Raw genomic sequence first — 17,982 nt, forward strand, 5'->3', positions numbered from 1 at the left:
AAGGTCCTCGAAGACCTCGACGGGGGTCCACCTGGCCGGGTGGACCCCCGTTGTCTTGTATGCTGCCCCCGTGGGGACGACAGGGACGAGGCCCGAGGTGTACGACGAGGAGTTGCTCCTCGCGGTGGACGAGGGACTGCTCTCGCAAGAGGAGGCGGTGGCCCTGCGCGCGGAGGCACTCCGCCTGGAGCGAAGCCCCCTGGAGCTGCTGAGGGAGCAGGGCGTGCTCTCCGAGGATACCCTCTTCCTGTTGCGCGAGGAGCTCTCCCGCGAGGGCACGGGCCGGCACGAAGGCACGGCCACGGGTGGCTCCCGGCCCGAGGAGGCCGACACCCTGGCCCCCGGCACTCCCGGCAGCGCGCCCCCCTCACCCGTCACATCGTCCGAGGAGCCTCGCGAGCCCGCCTTCCCGGTGCCGGACTGGGACCGCTACCAGCCCGTGCGCTTCCTCGGCCAGGGCGGCATGGGCCTGGTGTTCCTCGCGTATGATCCGCTGCTGCGCCGCAACGTGGCCCTCAAGTTCGTGCGCGGCGAGGATCCCGAGCTCGCGCGCCGCTTCCTCGCCGAGGCCCGCGCCCAGGCCCGCGTGCGTCACGAGCGCGTGTGCGAGGTGTACGAGGTCGGCGAGGTGCAGGGCCGGGGCTTCATCGCCATGCGGTACGTGGATGGGCAGCCGCTGGGACAGCTCGCGGACTCGCTCACCCTGGAGCAGAAGGTGCTGGTGCTGCGCCAGGCCGCCGAGGGCGTTCACGCCGCCCACCGCGCCGGCCTCATCCACCGCGACATCAAGCCCGCCAACATCCTCGTGGAGCGTACCGAGGACGGGGGCCTGGCCCCCTTCGTCATGGACTTCGGTCTCGCGCGCGACTGGCGCGACGAGGGCACGGCCACGGGCGCGGTGCTGGGCACCCCCCACTACATGGCCCCCGAGCAGGCCCGGGGCGAGGTGTCCCGGTTGGACAGGCGCGTGGACGTCTACGCCCTGGGCGCCTCGCTCTACGCGCTGCTCACCGGACAGCCTCCCTTCACCGGCGCCAACGCCCTGGAGGTCATCACCCGCATCCAGTCCGACGAGCTCCGCCCGCCGCGCGCGCTCGACGAGGACATCCCCTCCGACCTGGAGGCCATCGTCCTCAAGTGTCTGGAGAAGGAGCGCTCGGCCCGCTACGACTCGGCGCGCGCTCTCGTCGAGGACCTGGAGCGCTTCCTCGGAGGCGAGCCGGTGCTGGCCCGCCAGGGACTGGGCTACCGGCTGCGCAAGAAGGTCCGCAAGCACCGGGTGGCGTTGTCACTCGGCACGGGCGCGCTGCTCGTGGTGACGCTGGCCCTCGGTCAGGCCGTCCTCGCCCGCCACGAGGTGGCCGAGCGTGAGCGGCTCTCCCGCCGCTTCACCGAGCGCGTGGAACGCATCGAGGCCTCGGCGCGCTACTCCGCCCTGTCGCGACTGCACGACACGCGCGAGGACCGGAAGGCCCTCCGCGCGGAGATGAACGCCCTGGAGGCCGAGGTGCGTCAGGCCGGCCCTCGGGCCCGGGGGCCGGGCCAGTACGCCCTGGGCCGCGCGCTGCTCTCCCTGGATGACCTGGAGGGCGCGCGCGAGCGGCTCGAGTCCGCGTGGGAGCTCGGCTACCGCGAGCCCCGGGTGGCCTGGGCGCTCGCGCTGGTGCTGGGCAATCTCTACCGGGACCAGCTCCTGCTGGAAGTGGAGCGCCGCAGTCCCGAGCAGCGCGAGGCCCGCCGCCGCCAGCTCGAGCAGCGCTACCGGGATCCGGCGCTCGCGTACCTGCGGCAGGCCGAGGGCGTCGACGTCCACGCCCCGCCTTCCTATGTGAAGGCGCTCTTCGCCTTCCATGAAGCCCGCTACGAGGAGGCACTGGCCCACCTGGACACCCTGGGCTCCACGCAGCCGTGGTTCTACGAGGCCCCCCTGCTCCGGGGTGACATCCTCCTGGCCCGGGCCACCCACCGATGGAACCAGGGAGACAGCGCTGGCGCCCAGGCGGACCTCGCAGCCGGCCGCCAGGCCTATGCCACCGCCATCGCCACGGCCGAGAGCGAACCCGCCGCGCACTACGCCCTGGGGCGGCTGGAGCTCGCCGCGCTCGTCATCGAGCTGTACGGTCAGGGGAACATCCTGCCCCACTACCACCGGGGCCTGGAGGCCCTGTCCCACGCGCTCGCCGCCGCGCCGGACTCCTACCGTGCCCTGATGCTGGAGTCGGGCTTCCACCGCCGGCTCGCCGAACAGCGCATCACCCAGAGCGCCAGGGACGTGGAGCCGCTGCTGGAGAAGGCCATCGCCGCCGCACGCGCCGCCCAGGAGCTCGCGCCCCCGAGAGCCCGCGTCCCACTGCAGCTGGCCGTCATCTGGCGGCTGTGGGCCCGCTACCGGCAACAGCAGGGGGAGGATCCCCGCGAGCAGCTCCGCCAGTCCATCGAGTCCTTCGAACGTCTCCGCCCCGAGGAGCGCGACTACGCCTTCTACGCCAACCTCGGCGTGACCCACAGGGTCTGGGCCGATTATGAGAGCGAGCATGGGGGGGACCCCTTCGTCCATCTGGGGAAGGCCATCGACGCGTACCTCGCGGCCATCCAGCTGGACGAGCGCCAGGCGGATGCGTGGATCAACCTGGGCAGTGCCTACCGCCAGCGGGCCTCGCGCCCTCACGCGCCCGACGTGCCGGGGGACCTGGAGCGGGCCCGGGACGCGCTCGAGCGGGCGCTGACCCTCAACCCCACCCATCTCGTGGCCTGCTTCCAGGGCGCCACTGTCTCCACTCAACTCGCCTACCGGCGCCGCGACCGGGGCGAGGACCCCGCGCCGGACATCGAGAAGGCCCTGACGCTCTACCGCAAGGGGCTGGCCATCAACCCCAAGCAGCCACAGCTCCACAATGGCCTGGGCCTGGTGCTCCTCTGGCAGGCGGAGCAGCTCTGGGAGGACGGCGGCGCTCCCGAAGCCCTGCTCTCCGAGTCCCAACAGGCTCACGAGCAGGCCCGCTCCGTGGCGCCGCAGCAGGCCTATGCCTACAACAACCTCGGCGAGGTACACGCCCTACGGGCCACCTTCCAGCTCGCGAATGGGGAGGACCCGGGCCCGAGCCTCCACACAGCCGTGGAGTCCTATCGCAAGGCGCTCGAGCTGTTGCCCGGCGATGCCAACTTCTGGGCCAACCTGGCCCGGACGCATGGCCTGATGGCCACCCATGTGTTGGAACAGGGAGGCGACCCACGACCGGAGCTCGACCGTGCAGAGGAAGCAATCGCCCGTGCACGCCAGCTCCATCCGCGCCTCGGCGATGCCTGGCGGTACCTCGCGGAGGCGCGCGGCGTGCGGGCCCGCTGGTTGGCGCGGCGGGACAAGGCGAGGGAGGAGGACTTCGAGGAGGCGGCGGAGGCCTTCCAGCAGGCACTGGAGCTGGAGCCGCGGCGGCAGGAGTACCGGCTTGCCGCCGGCCACTTCCACCGGGCCTGGGCCGAGTGGAGAACGCACCGGAACGCCGACCCCACCCCGCTCCTGAAGCGCGGCCTCGAGTGGGCCGAGCAGCTGCTCGCCACCCGGTCCCGGTGGGCCAGGGCTCGAGCCCTGCGAGCGAGCATCCTCCTGGCCCTGGCCGATACCGCCGCCCCCGCCGAGCAGCGGCGAACGTGGCGGAGCCAGGCCCGGGAGGACCTGGCGCAGGCCCTGGCGCACAACCCCCACCTCGGACCCATGTGGCGCAACCAGCTCGCCGCGTTGCAGCAGCCCGTGGCAGGCCCGCCGGTGCCCCAGTCCGCGCCTGCTACTTCTTCTCGTCCTCCTCCTCGGGCGGCGGGGGCTCCGTCGTCACGTCCAGCTCTCCCGTCTTCGACTCGAAGTTTCCACCGTGATGCATCTTCTGCATCCCCTCGGCCTTCGAGAGATCCGTGAGCTTCACGGTGAACGGGTACGGGCCCGGCTCGGCATGGAGATCGACCTGCTGCGAGGCCGTGGACGTCGCCTGGGGACCACTCGACATCGACAGGGTGGGCGAGGAGAAACAGCTGTGCGTTCCGAAATCCACCGTGGCGTCCTCGTCGGGGGTCGTCAGTTGGAAGTTCACCGTGTCGCCCCGTCTGACCTTGTTGCTGGGGACGTACGAGATTCCGGTCACGGCATCGATGATGACGGTGATGGTGGCGGCCATGAGCCCTGGCTCCTGTGTCCCGCACGGGGACGTTGAAGGGGTCGTTGCTCTCCGAGGATTGCAGGCACCGTACCAGACGGGCCCACCTGCCGCTCCCCTCGGAAGCACCGTGCTCCCGGCCCCATCGGAGCCCCGGCGGACGCGTCACGGACGCGTCATGGACACGCGTGGACACGTCAGCGACAGGGCCTGGGAGCCGCGCTCAGGCCTCCGCGAGGCCCAGCTCACGCACGCGGCGCTGGAGCGCGCGCTTGGAGACCTCGAGCCGCCGCACCATCTGATCCAGGTCTCCCTGGCACTCGTGGAAGCAGCGGGTGATCTCCTCCGGGCTCAGGTCCTTGGCGGTGCGGATGAGGGAGCTCTTCTCGATGAGCACGTAGACGGAGGAGCGGGGAATGCCCAACCGGTCCGCGGTCGCCTTGAGATCCCACGAGCTGGCGCGCAGGGCCTCCAGCAACTCCTGCTCCCCGACATCGGAGGGCTTGCGCCGGGTGGCTCGGACATCGGCGGAGTCCGGCTCCTCGGAGGCGGGAGCCGGCCGGGAGGGGAGCGCGGTGGCGAGGACCTGCCCGGGGATGGGAGCGGCGGCGGAGTCCAGCTCCTGCTCGAGCCGCTCATCGACGCGCAGGCCGGGCAGGCCACGGCTGCCGATGATGAGCTGGCGGGTGACGTTGCGCAGCTGGCGGATGTTGCCGGGCCACGCGTAGCGCACCAGGCGGACGGCGAGCGAGGCGGGCAGCCACGGCTCGGCGCGAGGGTCCGTGGCCGACAGCCGCTGCAGCTCCCCCGTGGCCTCCAGCTCCTGACGGGCGAAGTGCAGGAAGAGCGGACCGATGTCCTCGCGGCGCTCGCGCAGCGGCGGCACCTGGATTTCGAAGCCCGCCAGCCGGTGCAGCAGTGGCGCCTTGAAGACGCCCTGACGGATGCGCTCCTCCAGGTTGGCGTCCGTGGCGGTGATGAGCCGTACGTCCACGGGCACCGGAGCATGGCTGCCCACCGGGAACACCTCGCCCGTCTCCAGCACGCGCAGCAGCGCCACCTGCACCTCGGGTGGAGCCTCGCCCACCTCGTCCAGGAAGAGCGTGCCCCCGTGGGCGGCGCGGAAGAAGCCCTCGCGGTCCTTGGCGGCGCCCGTATACGCGCCCTTCTGCGCGCCGAAGAGCTCGGCGGAGACCAGCTCCTTGGGAAGGGCACCCAGGTTGACGCTGATGAAGGGGCCGGCGCGGCGGGGGCTGTGCTGGTGGATGGCGCGCGCCACCAGCTCCTTGCCCGAGCCCGTCTCGCCCCGGATGAGCACCGGCACGTTCAGGTCCGCCACGCGGGAGACCTCCTCGCGCACGCGGCGCACGCCCTCGCCCTGACCCACCATGCCCAGGTCCCCTGTGAGGGACACCTCGGGCGCGCGCGTCAGGTGGAGCAGCACCACCACCCGTTCGGCGAGCACGAGCGGCACGCCCGAGGCCAGCTCCTCGGGCGAGAACTCCAGGCCCCCGACGACGGGGCGCCCGGCGACGTGAACCTGCGTGCCATCCTCGGGCACGAGCAGCCGCACGCCACCGCGCACTCCGGGCTCGAACTGCACGGGCTTGCGGCTGATGAAGGGGTCCCCCAGGGGCAGCGCCAGGAGGCTGCCAGGGCGGGAGAAGTCCGGCTCATTGCGTGACACGGACGCCGTCCTGCCCAGGGTGGCCAGCGCCTCGAGCAACAGCCGCTCGCCGATGCGCTGGGGCTGTGGGTGCGAGACGATGGTCAGCGTGGGCACGGAGCGCGCGGCATGGGCTTCCTTGCCACGTGCTTGCACGGCGGTCGTCGAGTGGTCGTCGGAGATCTTGCGCTGCATGGGGGCTGGCGGGAGTTTCGCCATGGGGGAGTCTACACCACCCCACCCCACAACCGCACGGAAGGAGCACGCCGGACAGGCCGGAGCCCTACCGACATGTCCGGCGGCAGAATACCTCGTCTCCTGTCAGGGCGCGCAGTAGCTGTCGCGGTCGATGAGGGCCGTCACGTCGACGACCGAGCCGGAGCGGACGACGAACTCGCTGGCGCCCACGTGCTTCGTGTCCTGGCTGCACCAGTCGTAGGTGTAGCCCAGGCCCGTCCACGGGTAGCGCGTCGTCTGCCAGAAGCCGTAGCGCGAGGCGTAGGTGTTGGCGATCCAACTCTCGTGCTCGGCGGATACGCCCTCGGGGAAGGACAGGCCGCACGTGGTGTCGTCGATCTCCGCGTCCGGGCAAGGCCGGAACATGTCGCCCGGCCTCACCCACATCTCGACGAAGAACCGCCCGTTGTCGTGCTCGGTGGCCGGGGGCAGGCCGAGGAACTGGTTGATGCGCGCGATGCGGGCCGCGTCGTCCGGCAGCGTCCTGCACAGCTCCTGGAGCTGCGGCACCGCGGTGACCCAGATTTCCTGCGACAGCGTGTTGTCCCCCTGCTCGTAGCCCGTCCACGTGGTCCACGCGACCATGCGCACCGCGCTCCGCTCCTCGTTCCACGACAGACGCGGATTGCTCGGCGTGATGGCCCAGAGTCCGTCGATGACATCCTCCTGGGTGGGCTCGGCGGCGTCGAGGACGGCCTCGTCGTAGGTCTCCTGGGTGCAGGCCGCGGGCTGCTGCGGCTCCGGCGTCGGCTCCTCCTCACCACCGCACGCGACCAGCGACAACAGGGCCGCGGTGGCCGGAAGCCAACGCAGACGAGGCAGACCTTCGTGGAACATTCTCTCTTCGCTCCTGTGAGGGGATGGAGCCCTGCCCCAGAGCAAGGAAGAGGCCTCCCACGGATACCCGGGCCCACCACCCCTCCGGGTCAGGAAATACGCGGACTTGGACGACGCCCCCGTCCGCGCTGACACGTCACGGGCGCGTCAATGGCACGTCAGCCGAGCCGCCGGCCCGTGCACCCGCCGAAGTGCCGGGCGCCTGTTCATGAGCCGGGCGCCAGAGCATCCGAGCGCCCGCCTGCAAGCCCCGGCTGCGCGGGACCGGGGTGTGCAACTTTGGAAGAGAAGGAGCGGGCGGAGCGCAACCCTTGCGTCCGGCCCGCGCAGCCCTTGCGCTCTCGCGGGCGCGAGGCGTGCCCGTGCCTGGGAAATGGGCTGGCACGGGACATGGAATGGAGCGGGTCATGGCTCGCATCCTCATCGCGGTCGATGGCTCCCCCGCGTCCCTGCGCGCCCTGGAGTTCGGGGCCTCGTTGGCGGCGAAGCTCGGGGTGGGGGCCGTCCTGTTGTACGTCATGCAGCAGGTGGTGCTCCCGATGGGCGGCGGCGGCCCGGGGACGCTCTCCGAGTTGCAGGACTCCCTCCAGACCGAGGGCACCCGGCTCCTGGCGTCCCTGGCGGACGAGGTGCGCTCCCACGGCGTGGAGGTGGAGACGGAACTGGGCATGGGAACGCCGGCGCTCGTCATCCATGACCGCTCGGAGGCTCCGGACATCCAGATGGTGGTGATGGGGAGCCGGGGACACGGAGCGATGGCACGGCTGCTGCTCGGCAGCGTGGCCACCCAGGTGGTGCACGCGAGCGGCAAACCCGTGGTGGTGGTGCGATGAGCGGGCCCGGAGGAAGCGAGATGAGGCGGATACTGGTGGCGGTCGACAGCACCGAGGTGGCGCGCGAGGCGGCGCGCATGGCGCTGGACCTCGGCGGGCGGGTGAACGCCCGGGTGACGCTGGTGCACGTGCTGCCGCCCTCGATCGCCGAGGGTGAGACGGCGGACTTCGCCGCCTTCGAGCGCGCCTGCGAGGACTACGCGAGCGGACTGCTGGCGGAGGTGCGCCAGCTCACCGGCCGCAGCGGGCCCCAGACGGAGGTGACGGTGCTCCACGGCGAGCCGGCGGAGGCCATCTCGAAGGCGGCCGAGGCGGAGGACGTGGACCTGGTCATCGTGGGCACGCGGGCGCGCGGGGCGCTGGCGCGCACGCTGCTGGGGAGCGTGGCGGACACGCTGCTGCGGCAATGCCCCAAGCCGCTGATGGTCGTGCCCGAGACGCCCAGGAAGGCGCGCACCCACGAGGAGGAGGTGGAGGAGGCACCCACCGGGGCGCTCGCGCCCTCGACGGCGGGAGGCCCGGGATGAGCGACCTGAATTCCACCGCCGCCCGGGAGGAGACATCCCCGGGCAAGCTACCCCCGCCAGAGCCGCGTCCGGTCAACGTCACCGGAACGGGCCGCCTGGGACTGAGCCAGGACGAGGCCACGCGGCGTCTGGCGGAGCATGGGCGGAACGAAATCCAACGGGAGAAGACGCGCTCGCCGTGGGGGGTGCTGCTGGAGCAGTTCCGCTCGCCGATGATCCTCCTGCTGCTGGGCGCATGCGGCGTGTCCGCGTTGCTGGGGGAGCACGCGGACGCCATCGCCATCGGCGCCATCGTGGTGCTCAACGCCCTCATCGGCCTCGCGCAGGAGTTCAAGGCCGAGCGGGCCCTGCTCGCGCTGCGCTCGATGACGGCGCCGAGGGCGAGGGTGATGCGGGACGGCTACGCGGTACAGCTCCCCGCCTCGGAGGTGGTGCCCGGGGACGTGCTGCTGCTGGAGGCCGGGGACGTGGTGGCCGCGGACGCGCGCCTGCTGGAGGCCCATGCGCTGGCCACCAACGAGGCGGCGCTGACGGGCGAGAGCGTGCCGGTGGACAAGGCGGCGATGCCGGTGGCCACGGACGCGCCGCTGGCGCAGCGCACGGACTCGGTGTTCCTGGGCACGGCGGTGACGCGCGGTACGGGCGTGGCCGAGGTGCGGGCCACCGGCATGCGCACGGAGCTGGGGAAGATCGCCCACCTGCTGGCCTCGACGAGCGACACGGACACCCCGTTGGAGCCTGCTGATGGGCGCGCTGGAGGCGGCGGTGGTGATGGGGATCTTCGTGTGGGCGGACCCGGTGGCGCACGTGGAGCGGGCGCGGGCGCTGGCCTTCTCCACGCTGGTGTTCGCGGAGCTGATGCGAGCGTTCGCCGCGCGCAGCGCCACGCGCATCTTCTGGGAGGTGGGACCGCTCACCAACCGGGTGCTGCTGGGCGTCGTCCTCTTCTCGGCGGGGCTGCAACTGGCCATCTACGAGCTGCCCGCCGCGCGCGCGCTGTTCGGGCTGGGGGAGCTGCACCTGTGGGAGCTGGGGCTGGCGTTCGCGCTGGGCCTCATCCCCGCGACGATGCTCGAGCTGTCGAAGCTGGCGCGCCGCCATGTGCGTGGCTGACGAAGAAAGCTAGTGCACGCTGTCGGCCGGACCCGCGGCGCTCTCCCCGGGCCTGGCCTCCGGCGGGTGGGCCGCGGCGCGGGACAGGGGCAACCGCACGCGGAAGGTGGAGCCCTTGCCGGGACGGCTGTCCACCTCGATACGGCCGCCGTGGGCCTCCACGATGCGCCGGGTCACCGACAGGCCGAGCCCGACGCCTGGAGCCGTCTCGCGCGCCCTCCCCGTGCGCCGGAAGGGCGCGAAGAGGTGGCGCATCTCCTCGGCCGAGATGCCGATGCCCCGGTCCACCACGGACAGCAGCGCCTCGTCCCCCGCGCGCTCGACCCGCACCTCCACCACGCTGCCCCCCGGGGAGTACTTCAGCGCGTTGCTCACCAGGTTGTGCAGCACCTGCTCCACGCGCGTGGAGTCACAGCTCAGGAGGACGGGCTCCTCGGGGAGCAGGAGCCGCAGGTCATGGGAGGAACCCCCGGCCTGGTACAACTCCACCACCTCGGTGGCCAGCTCGCGGGCATCGCGCTCCTCCAGGCTCAACTCGAAGCGGCCGGCCTCGATGCGGGTGGCGTCGAGCAGGTCCCCCACCATCCGGTCCAACCGCGCCACCTGGCGCCGCACGAGCGCCATCGTCTTGCGCATGCGCTCCTCGGTCACGGGACGGCCGGAGGTGACGAGCGCGGCGGACATCTTCAACGCGGAGAGGGGATTGCGCAGGTCGTGCGCCACGCCCGCGAGGAAGGTGAGCTGCTGGTCCTGCTGGCGTGACAGGGAGTTGGCCATCTCGTTGAAGGTGTGCGCCATCTCGCGCAGCTCGGCGGGGCCCTCCTCGGGGGCGCGGGTGCGCTTGCGGCCGGAGCCGAAGCGGCGCATGGCCTGGCTGATGTCGAGCAGGGGGCGGAAGACGAAGCGGCGCATCCACAGCAGCAGCCCCGCCCCGCCGAGCACCAGGAGCGAGGCCACGCCGATGCCGATGACGTCGGCGATGCCATCCCACCGGTCGGCCTGGGCCCGGGCGGCGCGGGCCTCCTGCACGTTGAACTCGACGAGCCGGTCCAGCACGGAGAGCGCGGACTCCATGCGGGGGCCCATCACCCGGGACACCTCCTCCGTGGGCTGGTTCTCCAACCCCTCTCGCGCGAGGAAGAAGTCGGAGATGGAACGCTCGACCTCGTCGAGCAACGCCCGCTCCTGCTCCGTCCGGGCGTTGCGCCGGGCCTCGGAGAGATGGAGTTGGACGGCGGCCTGCGTGCTGGCGAGTGAGCGGCCGTTGTCCGCGGATGGCTGCTGGGAGGAGACAGGCAACCGCGCGAGGGAGAGCAGATCCACCTGGAGCGCTTCGGCGAGACGAACGCCCTCCACCGCCTCGCCCATGCTCTCGGTGGTGCGGTGGAGGTAGGTCGTCAGGGTGATGAGCGAGGCAGCGGCCGCCAGGGCGAGCACGCCCAGCAGGGACACCGCCATGGTGATGACCCCCTTGAGACTCATGGCACCTCCGGGCGCGGACCTCCCGCGCCGTATCCTCTCAGAGACAGAAGATGTGTCCGGGAGGTGTCGGCCCCCCACGCTCGGCAGGAGGGGGGGCCTTCGAGACCAGGGTCCCCGCCCGCCTACTGCTGGCTGACGGGCTTGATGCGCGCGTCGGCCTCCTTGGCGGTGTCGGCCTCGGAGTAGCCCGGACCCGAGGCGGGGAACTTCGCGGCGAGGTAGTCCGCGAAGGCCTTCTGCTCGTGGCCCTCGTCCGAGAAGCCATTGCTGCCGGGATTGGTGTCCAGCGAGACGCGGTTGTAGAACCCGTCGTTCTCCCGCTCGAAGCGGGGGAACGGGTAGCTGTCACCACCACCGGCCATGAAGCCGAGCGTCACCAGGCGGAAGGTGCGCGCCACATCGCCCACGAGGACGCCATCCTCCACCAGGAGCTCCTCCGTGCCATCCGCGTTCACGATGACGGCCTTGATGATGCGCTGACCGGGAGTGGTGACGTTGTAGTCCTTATCGAGCACCTGCGCCGGCTTGCTGGCGTCATACTCGAAGCGGATGCCGCCCACCTGGGGGAACTGCCCGGGGGTGGCGCCAGGGGACACGGCCGCCACGGAGTGCTCGAGCACCTCCTCGAGCTGCTTCGCGGTGACGGTCACCAGCACCAGGTCGTTGTTGAAGCGCAGGCTGTTCTCGATGTCGAGCTGGCTGATGTCGCCCTCGTGCTTGTTGGCGGCGGGGTTGGCGGCGGGAGGGCCGTAGGTGGGGTTGGAGCCGGTGCCCACGGTGCCGATGGAGTCGCGGATGCCGCCGCCATTCTTCAGGGAGATGACGGTGGAGGGATCCGCCTTCTGGGCGTACCAGAGGTTCGCATCGGAGGTGATGTTTCCGAGGTTGGTCTCCTCGGTGCGCACGGAGGTGCGCAGGCCATTGAGGTACACCTGCGTCTTGCCGAAGATGGCGCCGTCCTTGGCGAGCACCACGGCCTTCACGCCTTCGGCGATGGCCTTGACCTCGGGGTCCACCTGGGAGGCCGCCGCGAGACGAGCGACACCCGCCGCGTCCGTGGCGTAGGCACCATTCTGCAGCGGGTTGTGCAGCGCCGGGATGAGCACGCCCGCCTCATCGAAGTGGGCGATGAAGCGCCCCACGTAGTGCCAGTTGGAGGACACGTTCAACACGGCGATGGGCTGATCGGACTTCGACGTCTTCCACTGTGGATACTCCACGGTGGCGGTATCACCGGAGTAGAGCGCGTCATCCGCGTCGGCCCAGACGGCATGGTTGCCACCGGCGATGATGATGTCCACGCCCTCGAGGCGCCTGGGCAGCTCGTCCACCTCGACGACGTATTGCTGCATGTGCGCCATGAGGATGATCTTGTCCACGCCGGAGTCGCGCAGCGCGTCCACCTGGGCCTGGATGATGGAGGCCAGCCCGTCATGGTCGACAGGGTCCGCGGGCGAGGTGACGACGGTGCCCGGAGAGGAGATGTTCGGCAGCAGCGGGGTGGTGGCGCCCACGATGCCGACCTTCTGGCCCTCGAGGGTGTAGATGACGCTGGGGGTGATCTTGTTGTGCAGACTCGTGCCCGGGTCGTTGGCATCGAGCTCGGTGCCCGCGGGCACGACCTGCCCCTTGAGGTCGCTGTTGGCGCTGAAGTCGAGGTTGGACGTGAGGTAGGGGAACTTCGCGCCGGACCAGGTGCCATCACTGGCGATGATGTTGCGAATCTCCCGCGTGCCGTTGTCGAACTCATGGTTGCCGAACGAGGCGGCGTGGAAGCCCATCTCGTTGAACATGGCCATGTCGGCGCGGCCGGCGCTCGCCGTGCCCACGCCGGGAACGGTCGCCATGTCGGGGTCACCTCCGGCGTTGAAGAAGACACCGGGGAGCCACAGGTCACCGCTGGCGAGCTTGAGGGTCCGGCGGGGGAACTGCGCCTCGAGCACGCGCAGCACGGCGGAGAAGCGCGGGGCATCCTCGGTGGCGGGGAGACCCGACTCCATGTCCGAGGCGTGGAGGACCTGGAAGGTGAAGGCGGCCCGCGGAGGAGAGGGAGGAGGAGGCGTCGGCTCCTCGGTGTTGCCACAGCCCGAGGTGAAGGCCAGCGCCAGAAGAGCGCTGGCCAGGAAGACGGGTCGTTTCTTCGAATGGAGCATGGATGCGTTCCGTCGGTTGGGACGGCCCTTCGGCCGTGGGAGGGGCCGGAGGGTAGCGAAAAAATCCACGCCAGGAGAAATGACGAATCAGGCTCCGAAACCGCCGAGCGCGGTACGGCTGAAGCTGGCGGCGCCCTGGCTGACGCGGACGGCGGACTGGCTGAAGACCTGGAAGGCCTTGCGGATGTCCTGGGCGCTCTGACCGGGGGTGAGGATCCACTTGTCCTCGATGCCCATCTCGCGGAAGACCTTGCGGAAGTCGGTGCTGCCGTCGTCGATGCCCATGGCGGCGACGATGTGGTTCTCGGCGCGGCGCAGGTCGCTCACGAGCGCGGCGACATCGCGGGGGCGGGAGCTCTGCGAGTGGCAGTCGGCCCCATCGGTGATGAGGAGGGTGACGGTGCGAGCGGAGACGCCGTTGCGGGTGAACTCCTGGGCCTTGGCGAGCACGGTGCCGAGCAGGACGACGGCCTGGTCATAGAGGGGCGTGCCCTTGTCGGGGTCATAGTTCTTGGAGTGCAAGCGGACGACGTCCTCGAGGGGCCGGAAGGGATTGAGGACGAAGCCATTGAGGTAGCGGGTGTGGAAGAGGATGCCGTCCTTCTGCTGGGAGGAGAGGAGGGCATCGAGGACGAGGTTGTGACCCTCGCAGACGGTGCGGGCATGACCCGAGTGCTGAATGGAGCCGGAGTCATCGGGCATGACGGTGACGAGGACGACCTCGGAGGCCTGGACATCATCGACGCTGATGCCGAGCCCCGCCTGGATCTGCGCACCGAGGTCGACGACGGTGAGGGCCTGGAGGGCGGCGGGGCTGAGGATGCCCTCGGAGTGAGCGGCCTGGAAGAGTTGAGAGACATTGGAGCTACGGGAAGAGGAGCTCATCTGAACCTCCACTCCCTCTCCCAATGGGAGAGGGTCGGGGTGAGGGTACGTAGAACCGTGCCGGGAAACCGTGCGAACAGAACCGTGCTGACTAGGCGATGCGGAGATCCGGCCACGAGGCGAGCGGATCCGTGGACTTCACGAGGTGCATACCGGCATCGGCGAAGCGCTTGAGAGCGGCCTCGGTCTGGGGAGTGAAGTCCGCGGCGAAGCCGCCCTTGCCATCGGGGACGGTAACGGAAGACATACAATCCGTGAGCAGATACACCTTGCGAGCGAGCGCGGCGTCCTGGGCGAGGATCTCCCCGAGCAGGTCATCGATGGAGCTCTTCACGCAGTGACTGGCGGCCTGGCCGGCGATGACGACGGCATCGGCGGTGAGGAGCGTCTTGATGAACTGGGTATTGCGCTGGGCGAGAGGCTGCCCGTCGTGGCGGGAGAGGACCTCGGGGCGGAGCACGGAGTAGTTCTCGGTGAGGGGATTGCCGCCCTTGACCTCGGCCCAGGACTGGGCGCCGCGGACGAACGAGTGGAACAGCCGAGCCTCCTGCACGACACCGGCGATGGCATGCCCCTCACCACCGAGCAGGCAGTGAGGGGGCCAGAGGTAGAGGGTGTACTTCCCGGCGCGCTCGAGCTCCTCGCAGTAGTACTTCACCTGCTTGAGGAGCCAGGGGTAGTTGCCGCCGCAGAGCCACTTCGCCATGGCGGGATTGGGGCGGACGAGGCCGCGTTCGATCTGCTCGCGAGTGACCTCGCGGTAGGCGGTGAGGGGCTGGTCGTTCTGGTCGACCCAGAAGGACGGGAAGAAGATCTGGTAGGCGAAGTGGGTATCGAGCGTGGTGGTGACGTTCGTCAGGGCGCCGAGGTTCTTGTAGATGAACTCGGCGATGCGGCGGCTGTCGTCGATGGCGCCGCGGCCGGAGCGGCCGCCGACGTAGAGGGAGCCCTCGGGGAAGCAGAAGTCCTTCTGGACGTCGATGAGGAGCAGGTGGAGGTTGAAGGAATCGGTGGCGGCGGCGGAGAGGCCGTGGGCGCCGCGCCAGGCGTGGGCCTCGGCCTGGAGCGCCAGGGCATTGGGCCCGTAGGCGTACGCGCTGGCATTGGCGGGCTTGTAGAACGACGGAAGCGGCAGCGTCTGGAGCTTCGACTGCGTCTTCATGTGCATCCCCCTTCGTGTATCGACAACACCAACATAGTGTTCAATCTACACATAGTCAAGGCAAGGTGGCCCGATTCGGGGCCGCCCCCGGGTACGGCGGAGTGTCAGGTCATGCGCAGGGCGGTGATGTCCTGACGGCGCACGACGGTGAGCCCGTGCTTCGTGAGGAAGAGGCGGCTGTCGGCATCGACGAAGGGCTCGGTGTCGGGGAACTCGCGAACGACCTCGAGCCGGCCCTGACGTAGTTCCACGCGGACGAGCCCCGCGTCGGTGGGGGCGAAGAGGGCCTCTCCCGCGGCGCACCTGCCTCGCGGAGAGCCGAGCCACGAGCCATCCCCCGCCTCCCCCTTCGCACTGGCCTTCACCGAGCCATCCGCGGCCACCACCACGCAGTGGTGCACGGTGCGACCTCCGGTCTCCTCGGCGAGGAAGAGCCAGCAGAGGGCGCCATCGAAGACGGCCTCGGCGTCCACCAGCCTGCCCGAGGGCCACGGCAGGGCGAGCCCATCCTTGAGGCCCGGGCGCTCGGCGTCGAAGACGAAGGCGCCACGCAGCGAGCCCGCACGGTGGAAGCCGAGCCCGAAGCGCGGCCCCACGAAGAGGCGCGTCTGCCCGGCGAGCACCTCGCCCATGCGCTCGGGACCGAACGTCCCGTCCCGCCACAAGGCACCGGCATGAGCCCAGTAGCGGTGGCGCGCGTTCGCCGCGAAGGCCGGACGCTGCTCGGGCGCATCCACGCCAAGACGCTCGGGGCGCTGGCCCGGAGCGAGCACCGCGAGCTCCCCGCCCTTCCCCACCAGCGTGACGGCGCCGTGGAGGGCCCATTGCAGCGAGGGGTCCAATCCGCCCTGGAGCACGTCCGAGCCCGTTTCGCGCCGGTACGCCCCGTCCGCGTGGAAGAGCCAGCGCAAGGCGCCGTCCTCGACACAGGCGTGGAGGATGACGCCCTTGGTGGTGAAGAGACGGGTGGCCACCACCTGGCCGCGCACGGTGGTGACGGGCGTGGTGGCCGCCGTCGCGCTCGGGCGGCATGTGGGGCACGAGGCCCTCGCGTGCTCCACCCCGCACGAAGCGCAGACGGTGAAGCGCAGCGAGTCCAGCAGCGGCAGGGGAAAGGGCCCTCGTGCGTCCTCGACGAACACCCGGTGCAGGCAGTGCAGCAGGTCATCCGGGAGGACGCCGAAGGGCGTGGCGGGCCTGGGGTACTGCACCTCCGGGTGGAAGACGGTGATGCGCTGGAGGACGCGAGCGGTGGGCGTGGCCTTGGGCGCGGGAGGCGTGGGGCGGTGGATGCCGCCATGAGGCCCCACGCACAGGAGGCTCTGCATCAGCGCGACGGCGAAGGCATACCAATCACTCTCCCTGGACGCCGGGCGCGAGGGCATCAGTCCCTGGGTCGAGCCCCCCAGGCGCAGCGGATCGAGGAACTTCTCGGTGAAGACGGTGGCGAGGTAGGGGCCGAACTGGAAGCTGTCCGCGTCGATGAGCCAGGCGTCGTTGCCGGTGACGAGGATGTTGAGATCATTGAAGTCCCCCACCACCACGCCGCAACCATGGAGCGCGGAGAGCGAGCGGTGCAGACCGCGGAAGATCTCCGCGACGCGGGAGGACGATACGCCGGCGCGGCGGAAGGACGGCTCACCGAAGCGGCGCAGGGGCTCGGCGCCCTCGAGCTTGCGCATGGCGTAGCCGAGCACCGTCTTCCCCTTCTTGTCGGTGGCGAGCGTCCGCGGAGAGATGACGCGTGGGGGCAGCGGCCTGGGGAAGGCGGGGAGCTTGTGCTGGTGCTCGGCGATGCGGGCGCGGGCGGCGGCCTGCTCGTCGGGAAGGTTGCCGTAATCGGGGTGCTCGGGGGGCTTGAAGAGCTTGAGGACGCGCCCGTCTCCGAGGTCGAACACGTCGGCCTCGCCGCCCTTGCCGAGCGCCTTCGTGGGATCCAACCGGAGCTTCTTGCCTTCGAGGTAGACGTCCATGGAGTCAGGCCCTTCCCTGCCGGCGGCGCAGGACGACGAGGGTGGTGTCATCGGAGAGCAACCCGGGCACGCGCACGAGTCGCTGGGCCGGGAAGTCGGCGCGGACGGACTCGCGGTTGAGGAGCGCGAGACGGCGGCGCAGTGCGTCCGGGTTGGAGAAGAACCGGTCGTCGCTCCAGAACTGCGAGAGCGGGCCCACGGGCTCGTCGCGCTCGGGAACCCGCGCCTCGGCGAGCCCCTCCAGGTCACAGACACCATCCGTGCCGAGCAGCAGCGAGTCCACCTCCCCGGTGCGCTGGAGTGCCTGGGCCCGCAGGGAGACGGCGCCCGGCTTCAGCAACCCATAGGCGAGGTAGGGCGGCGCGTTGCCGGGAAAGGGCCCGAGCCGGTGGACCTCGCCATTGAGGGCCCAGAGCCCGTCACCCGCGGAGAAGACGAGCGTGTGCTCCGGGGTGACGACGGCGCCCACGAGGGTGAAGAGCAGCGCCTCGCCGATGGACCGCTGCCCGAGCTCCCCAGAGAGGGCCTGGAGGAAACAGAGCACGTCCGCGCCCAGGCGCTGGAGGAACCCGGGCGAGTCGACGGGCACCTGCTGGCCCAGCAGCGAGAGCGCTCCCTCCACTACCCTGCGGGCGCCGAGCTGCGCCCCCAGCTCACTCTGGGCGCCACTGCCGCACCCGTCCGCGACGACGGCGGCGAGCCCGTGCTCGCTGGCCCGCGCCCAGAGGGCATCCTGGTTGTTGCGTCCGGCTCGGGCGTGCTCCCGGCCCATGACGGTGGCGGCGGCAAGCTCGAAGGGCAGCGAGGACATGGCTCTCCTCTCCTGGGGACCTGACGGACTTCGTGTTTTTCCAACACATAGTTAGTGTCCACGAAACACCAAGTCAAGCCGGGCGTGGCCACTACCCGCTGGTTGGGGGTACCAGGTCCTTCCCATCCGCTCGACGAAGCCCTCCAGGCGAACAATCA

Annotated in this window: 12 protein-coding genes and 1 pseudogene; 5 read left to right on the forward strand and 8 right to left on the reverse strand. The window is 70.6% G+C overall.

All coding sequences use genetic code 11. The features are described 5' to 3' along the window. Positions 1–70: 70 nt before the first annotated feature. Complete coding sequence (locus tag JQX13_RS10210) at positions 71–3,910, forward strand: serine/threonine-protein kinase (RefSeq protein WP_203408846.1); 3,840 nt, start codon at positions 71–73, stop codon at positions 3,908–3,910. A 458-nt stretch (positions 3,911–4,368) separates the two neighbouring features. Here JQX13_RS10210 and JQX13_RS10215 read toward each other — a convergent pair whose 3' ends face one another. Both JQX13_RS10215 and JQX13_RS10220 read right to left on the reverse strand, forming a co-directional pair. Then, positions 4,369–6,006: a sigma 54-interacting transcriptional regulator gene (locus tag JQX13_RS10215; protein ID WP_203411963.1), complete on the reverse strand. Its 1,638-nt coding sequence runs from the start codon at positions 6,004–6,006 to the stop codon at positions 4,369–4,371. A gap of 126 nt (positions 6,007–6,132) precedes the next feature. After that, on the reverse strand, positions 6,133–6,885 hold the full coding sequence (locus JQX13_RS10220) for a hypothetical protein (RefSeq protein WP_203408847.1): 753 nt from the start codon (positions 6,883–6,885) through the stop codon (positions 6,133–6,135). A gap of 407 nt (positions 6,886–7,292) precedes the next feature. Here JQX13_RS10220 and JQX13_RS10225 point away from each other — a divergent pair, with 407 nt between their 5' ends. The 4 genes and pseudogenes from JQX13_RS10225 to JQX13_RS10240 all read left to right on the forward strand — a co-directional run bounded on the left by JQX13_RS10225 (position 7,293) and on the right by JQX13_RS10240 (position 9,358). Further along, positions 7,293–7,718 carry a universal stress protein gene (locus tag JQX13_RS10225; protein WP_203408848.1) on the forward strand — a complete coding sequence of 142 codons (426 nt, stop codon included), beginning with the start codon at positions 7,293–7,295 and terminating at the stop codon, positions 7,716–7,718. 20 nt (positions 7,719–7,738) lie between these two features. Next, positions 7,739–8,245 (forward strand): universal stress protein, encoded by a 507-nt coding sequence (locus tag JQX13_RS10230; protein WP_203408849.1) that lies wholly within the window; start codon positions 7,739–7,741, stop codon positions 8,243–8,245. Further along, positions 8,242–8,922 (forward strand): annotated as a pseudogene (locus JQX13_RS56195) (cation-transporting P-type ATPase); the annotation flags it as partial. The gene JQX13_RS10230 and the pseudogene JQX13_RS56195, both read left to right, overlap by 4 nt. 67 nt (positions 8,923–8,989) lie before the next feature. Continuing rightward, complete coding sequence (locus JQX13_RS10240) at positions 8,990–9,358, forward strand: cation transporting ATPase C-terminal domain-containing protein (RefSeq protein WP_203408850.1); 369 nt, start codon at positions 8,990–8,992, stop codon at positions 9,356–9,358. Positions 9,359–9,367: 9 nt separating this feature from the next. On the opposite strand, the gene JQX13_RS10245 is transcribed toward JQX13_RS10240, so the two are convergent. The 6 genes from JQX13_RS10245 to JQX13_RS10270 form a co-directional block, all read right to left on the reverse strand. Next, positions 9,368–10,840 (reverse strand): HAMP domain-containing sensor histidine kinase, encoded by a 1,473-nt coding sequence (locus JQX13_RS10245; protein ID WP_203408851.1) that lies wholly within the window; start codon positions 10,838–10,840, stop codon positions 9,368–9,370. Between the two features lie 122 nt (positions 10,841–10,962). Continuing rightward, a complete protein-coding gene (locus tag JQX13_RS10250; protein WP_203408852.1) occupies positions 10,963–12,993 on the reverse strand; it encodes a bifunctional metallophosphatase/5'-nucleotidase in 2,031 nt (676 codons plus the stop codon). Positions 12,994–13,080: 87 nt separating this feature from the next. Then, complete coding sequence (locus tag JQX13_RS10255) at positions 13,081–13,878, reverse strand: hypothetical protein (RefSeq protein WP_203408853.1); 798 nt, start codon at positions 13,876–13,878, stop codon at positions 13,081–13,083. A 91-nt stretch (positions 13,879–13,969) separates the two neighbouring features. Then, positions 13,970–15,040, reverse strand: coding sequence for a cysteine hydrolase family protein (locus tag JQX13_RS10260; protein WP_203408854.1), 1,071 nt, complete (start codon positions 15,038–15,040; stop codon positions 13,970–13,972). Positions 15,041–15,144: 104 nt separating this feature from the next. Next, on the reverse strand, positions 15,145–17,013 hold the full coding sequence (locus JQX13_RS10265) for a hypothetical protein (protein WP_203408855.1): 1,869 nt from the start codon (positions 17,011–17,013) through the stop codon (positions 15,145–15,147). Between the two features lie 4 nt (positions 17,014–17,017). Next, positions 17,018–17,824: a protein phosphatase 2C domain-containing protein gene (locus JQX13_RS10270; RefSeq protein WP_203408856.1), complete on the reverse strand. Its 807-nt coding sequence runs from the start codon at positions 17,822–17,824 to the stop codon at positions 17,018–17,020. Positions 17,825–17,982: the final 158 nt, after the last annotated feature.

Origin of the sequence: Archangium violaceum (assembly GCF_016859125.1) — a bacterium.
Lineage (GTDB): Bacteria > Myxococcota > Myxococcia > Myxococcales > Myxococcaceae > Archangium > Archangium violaceum_A.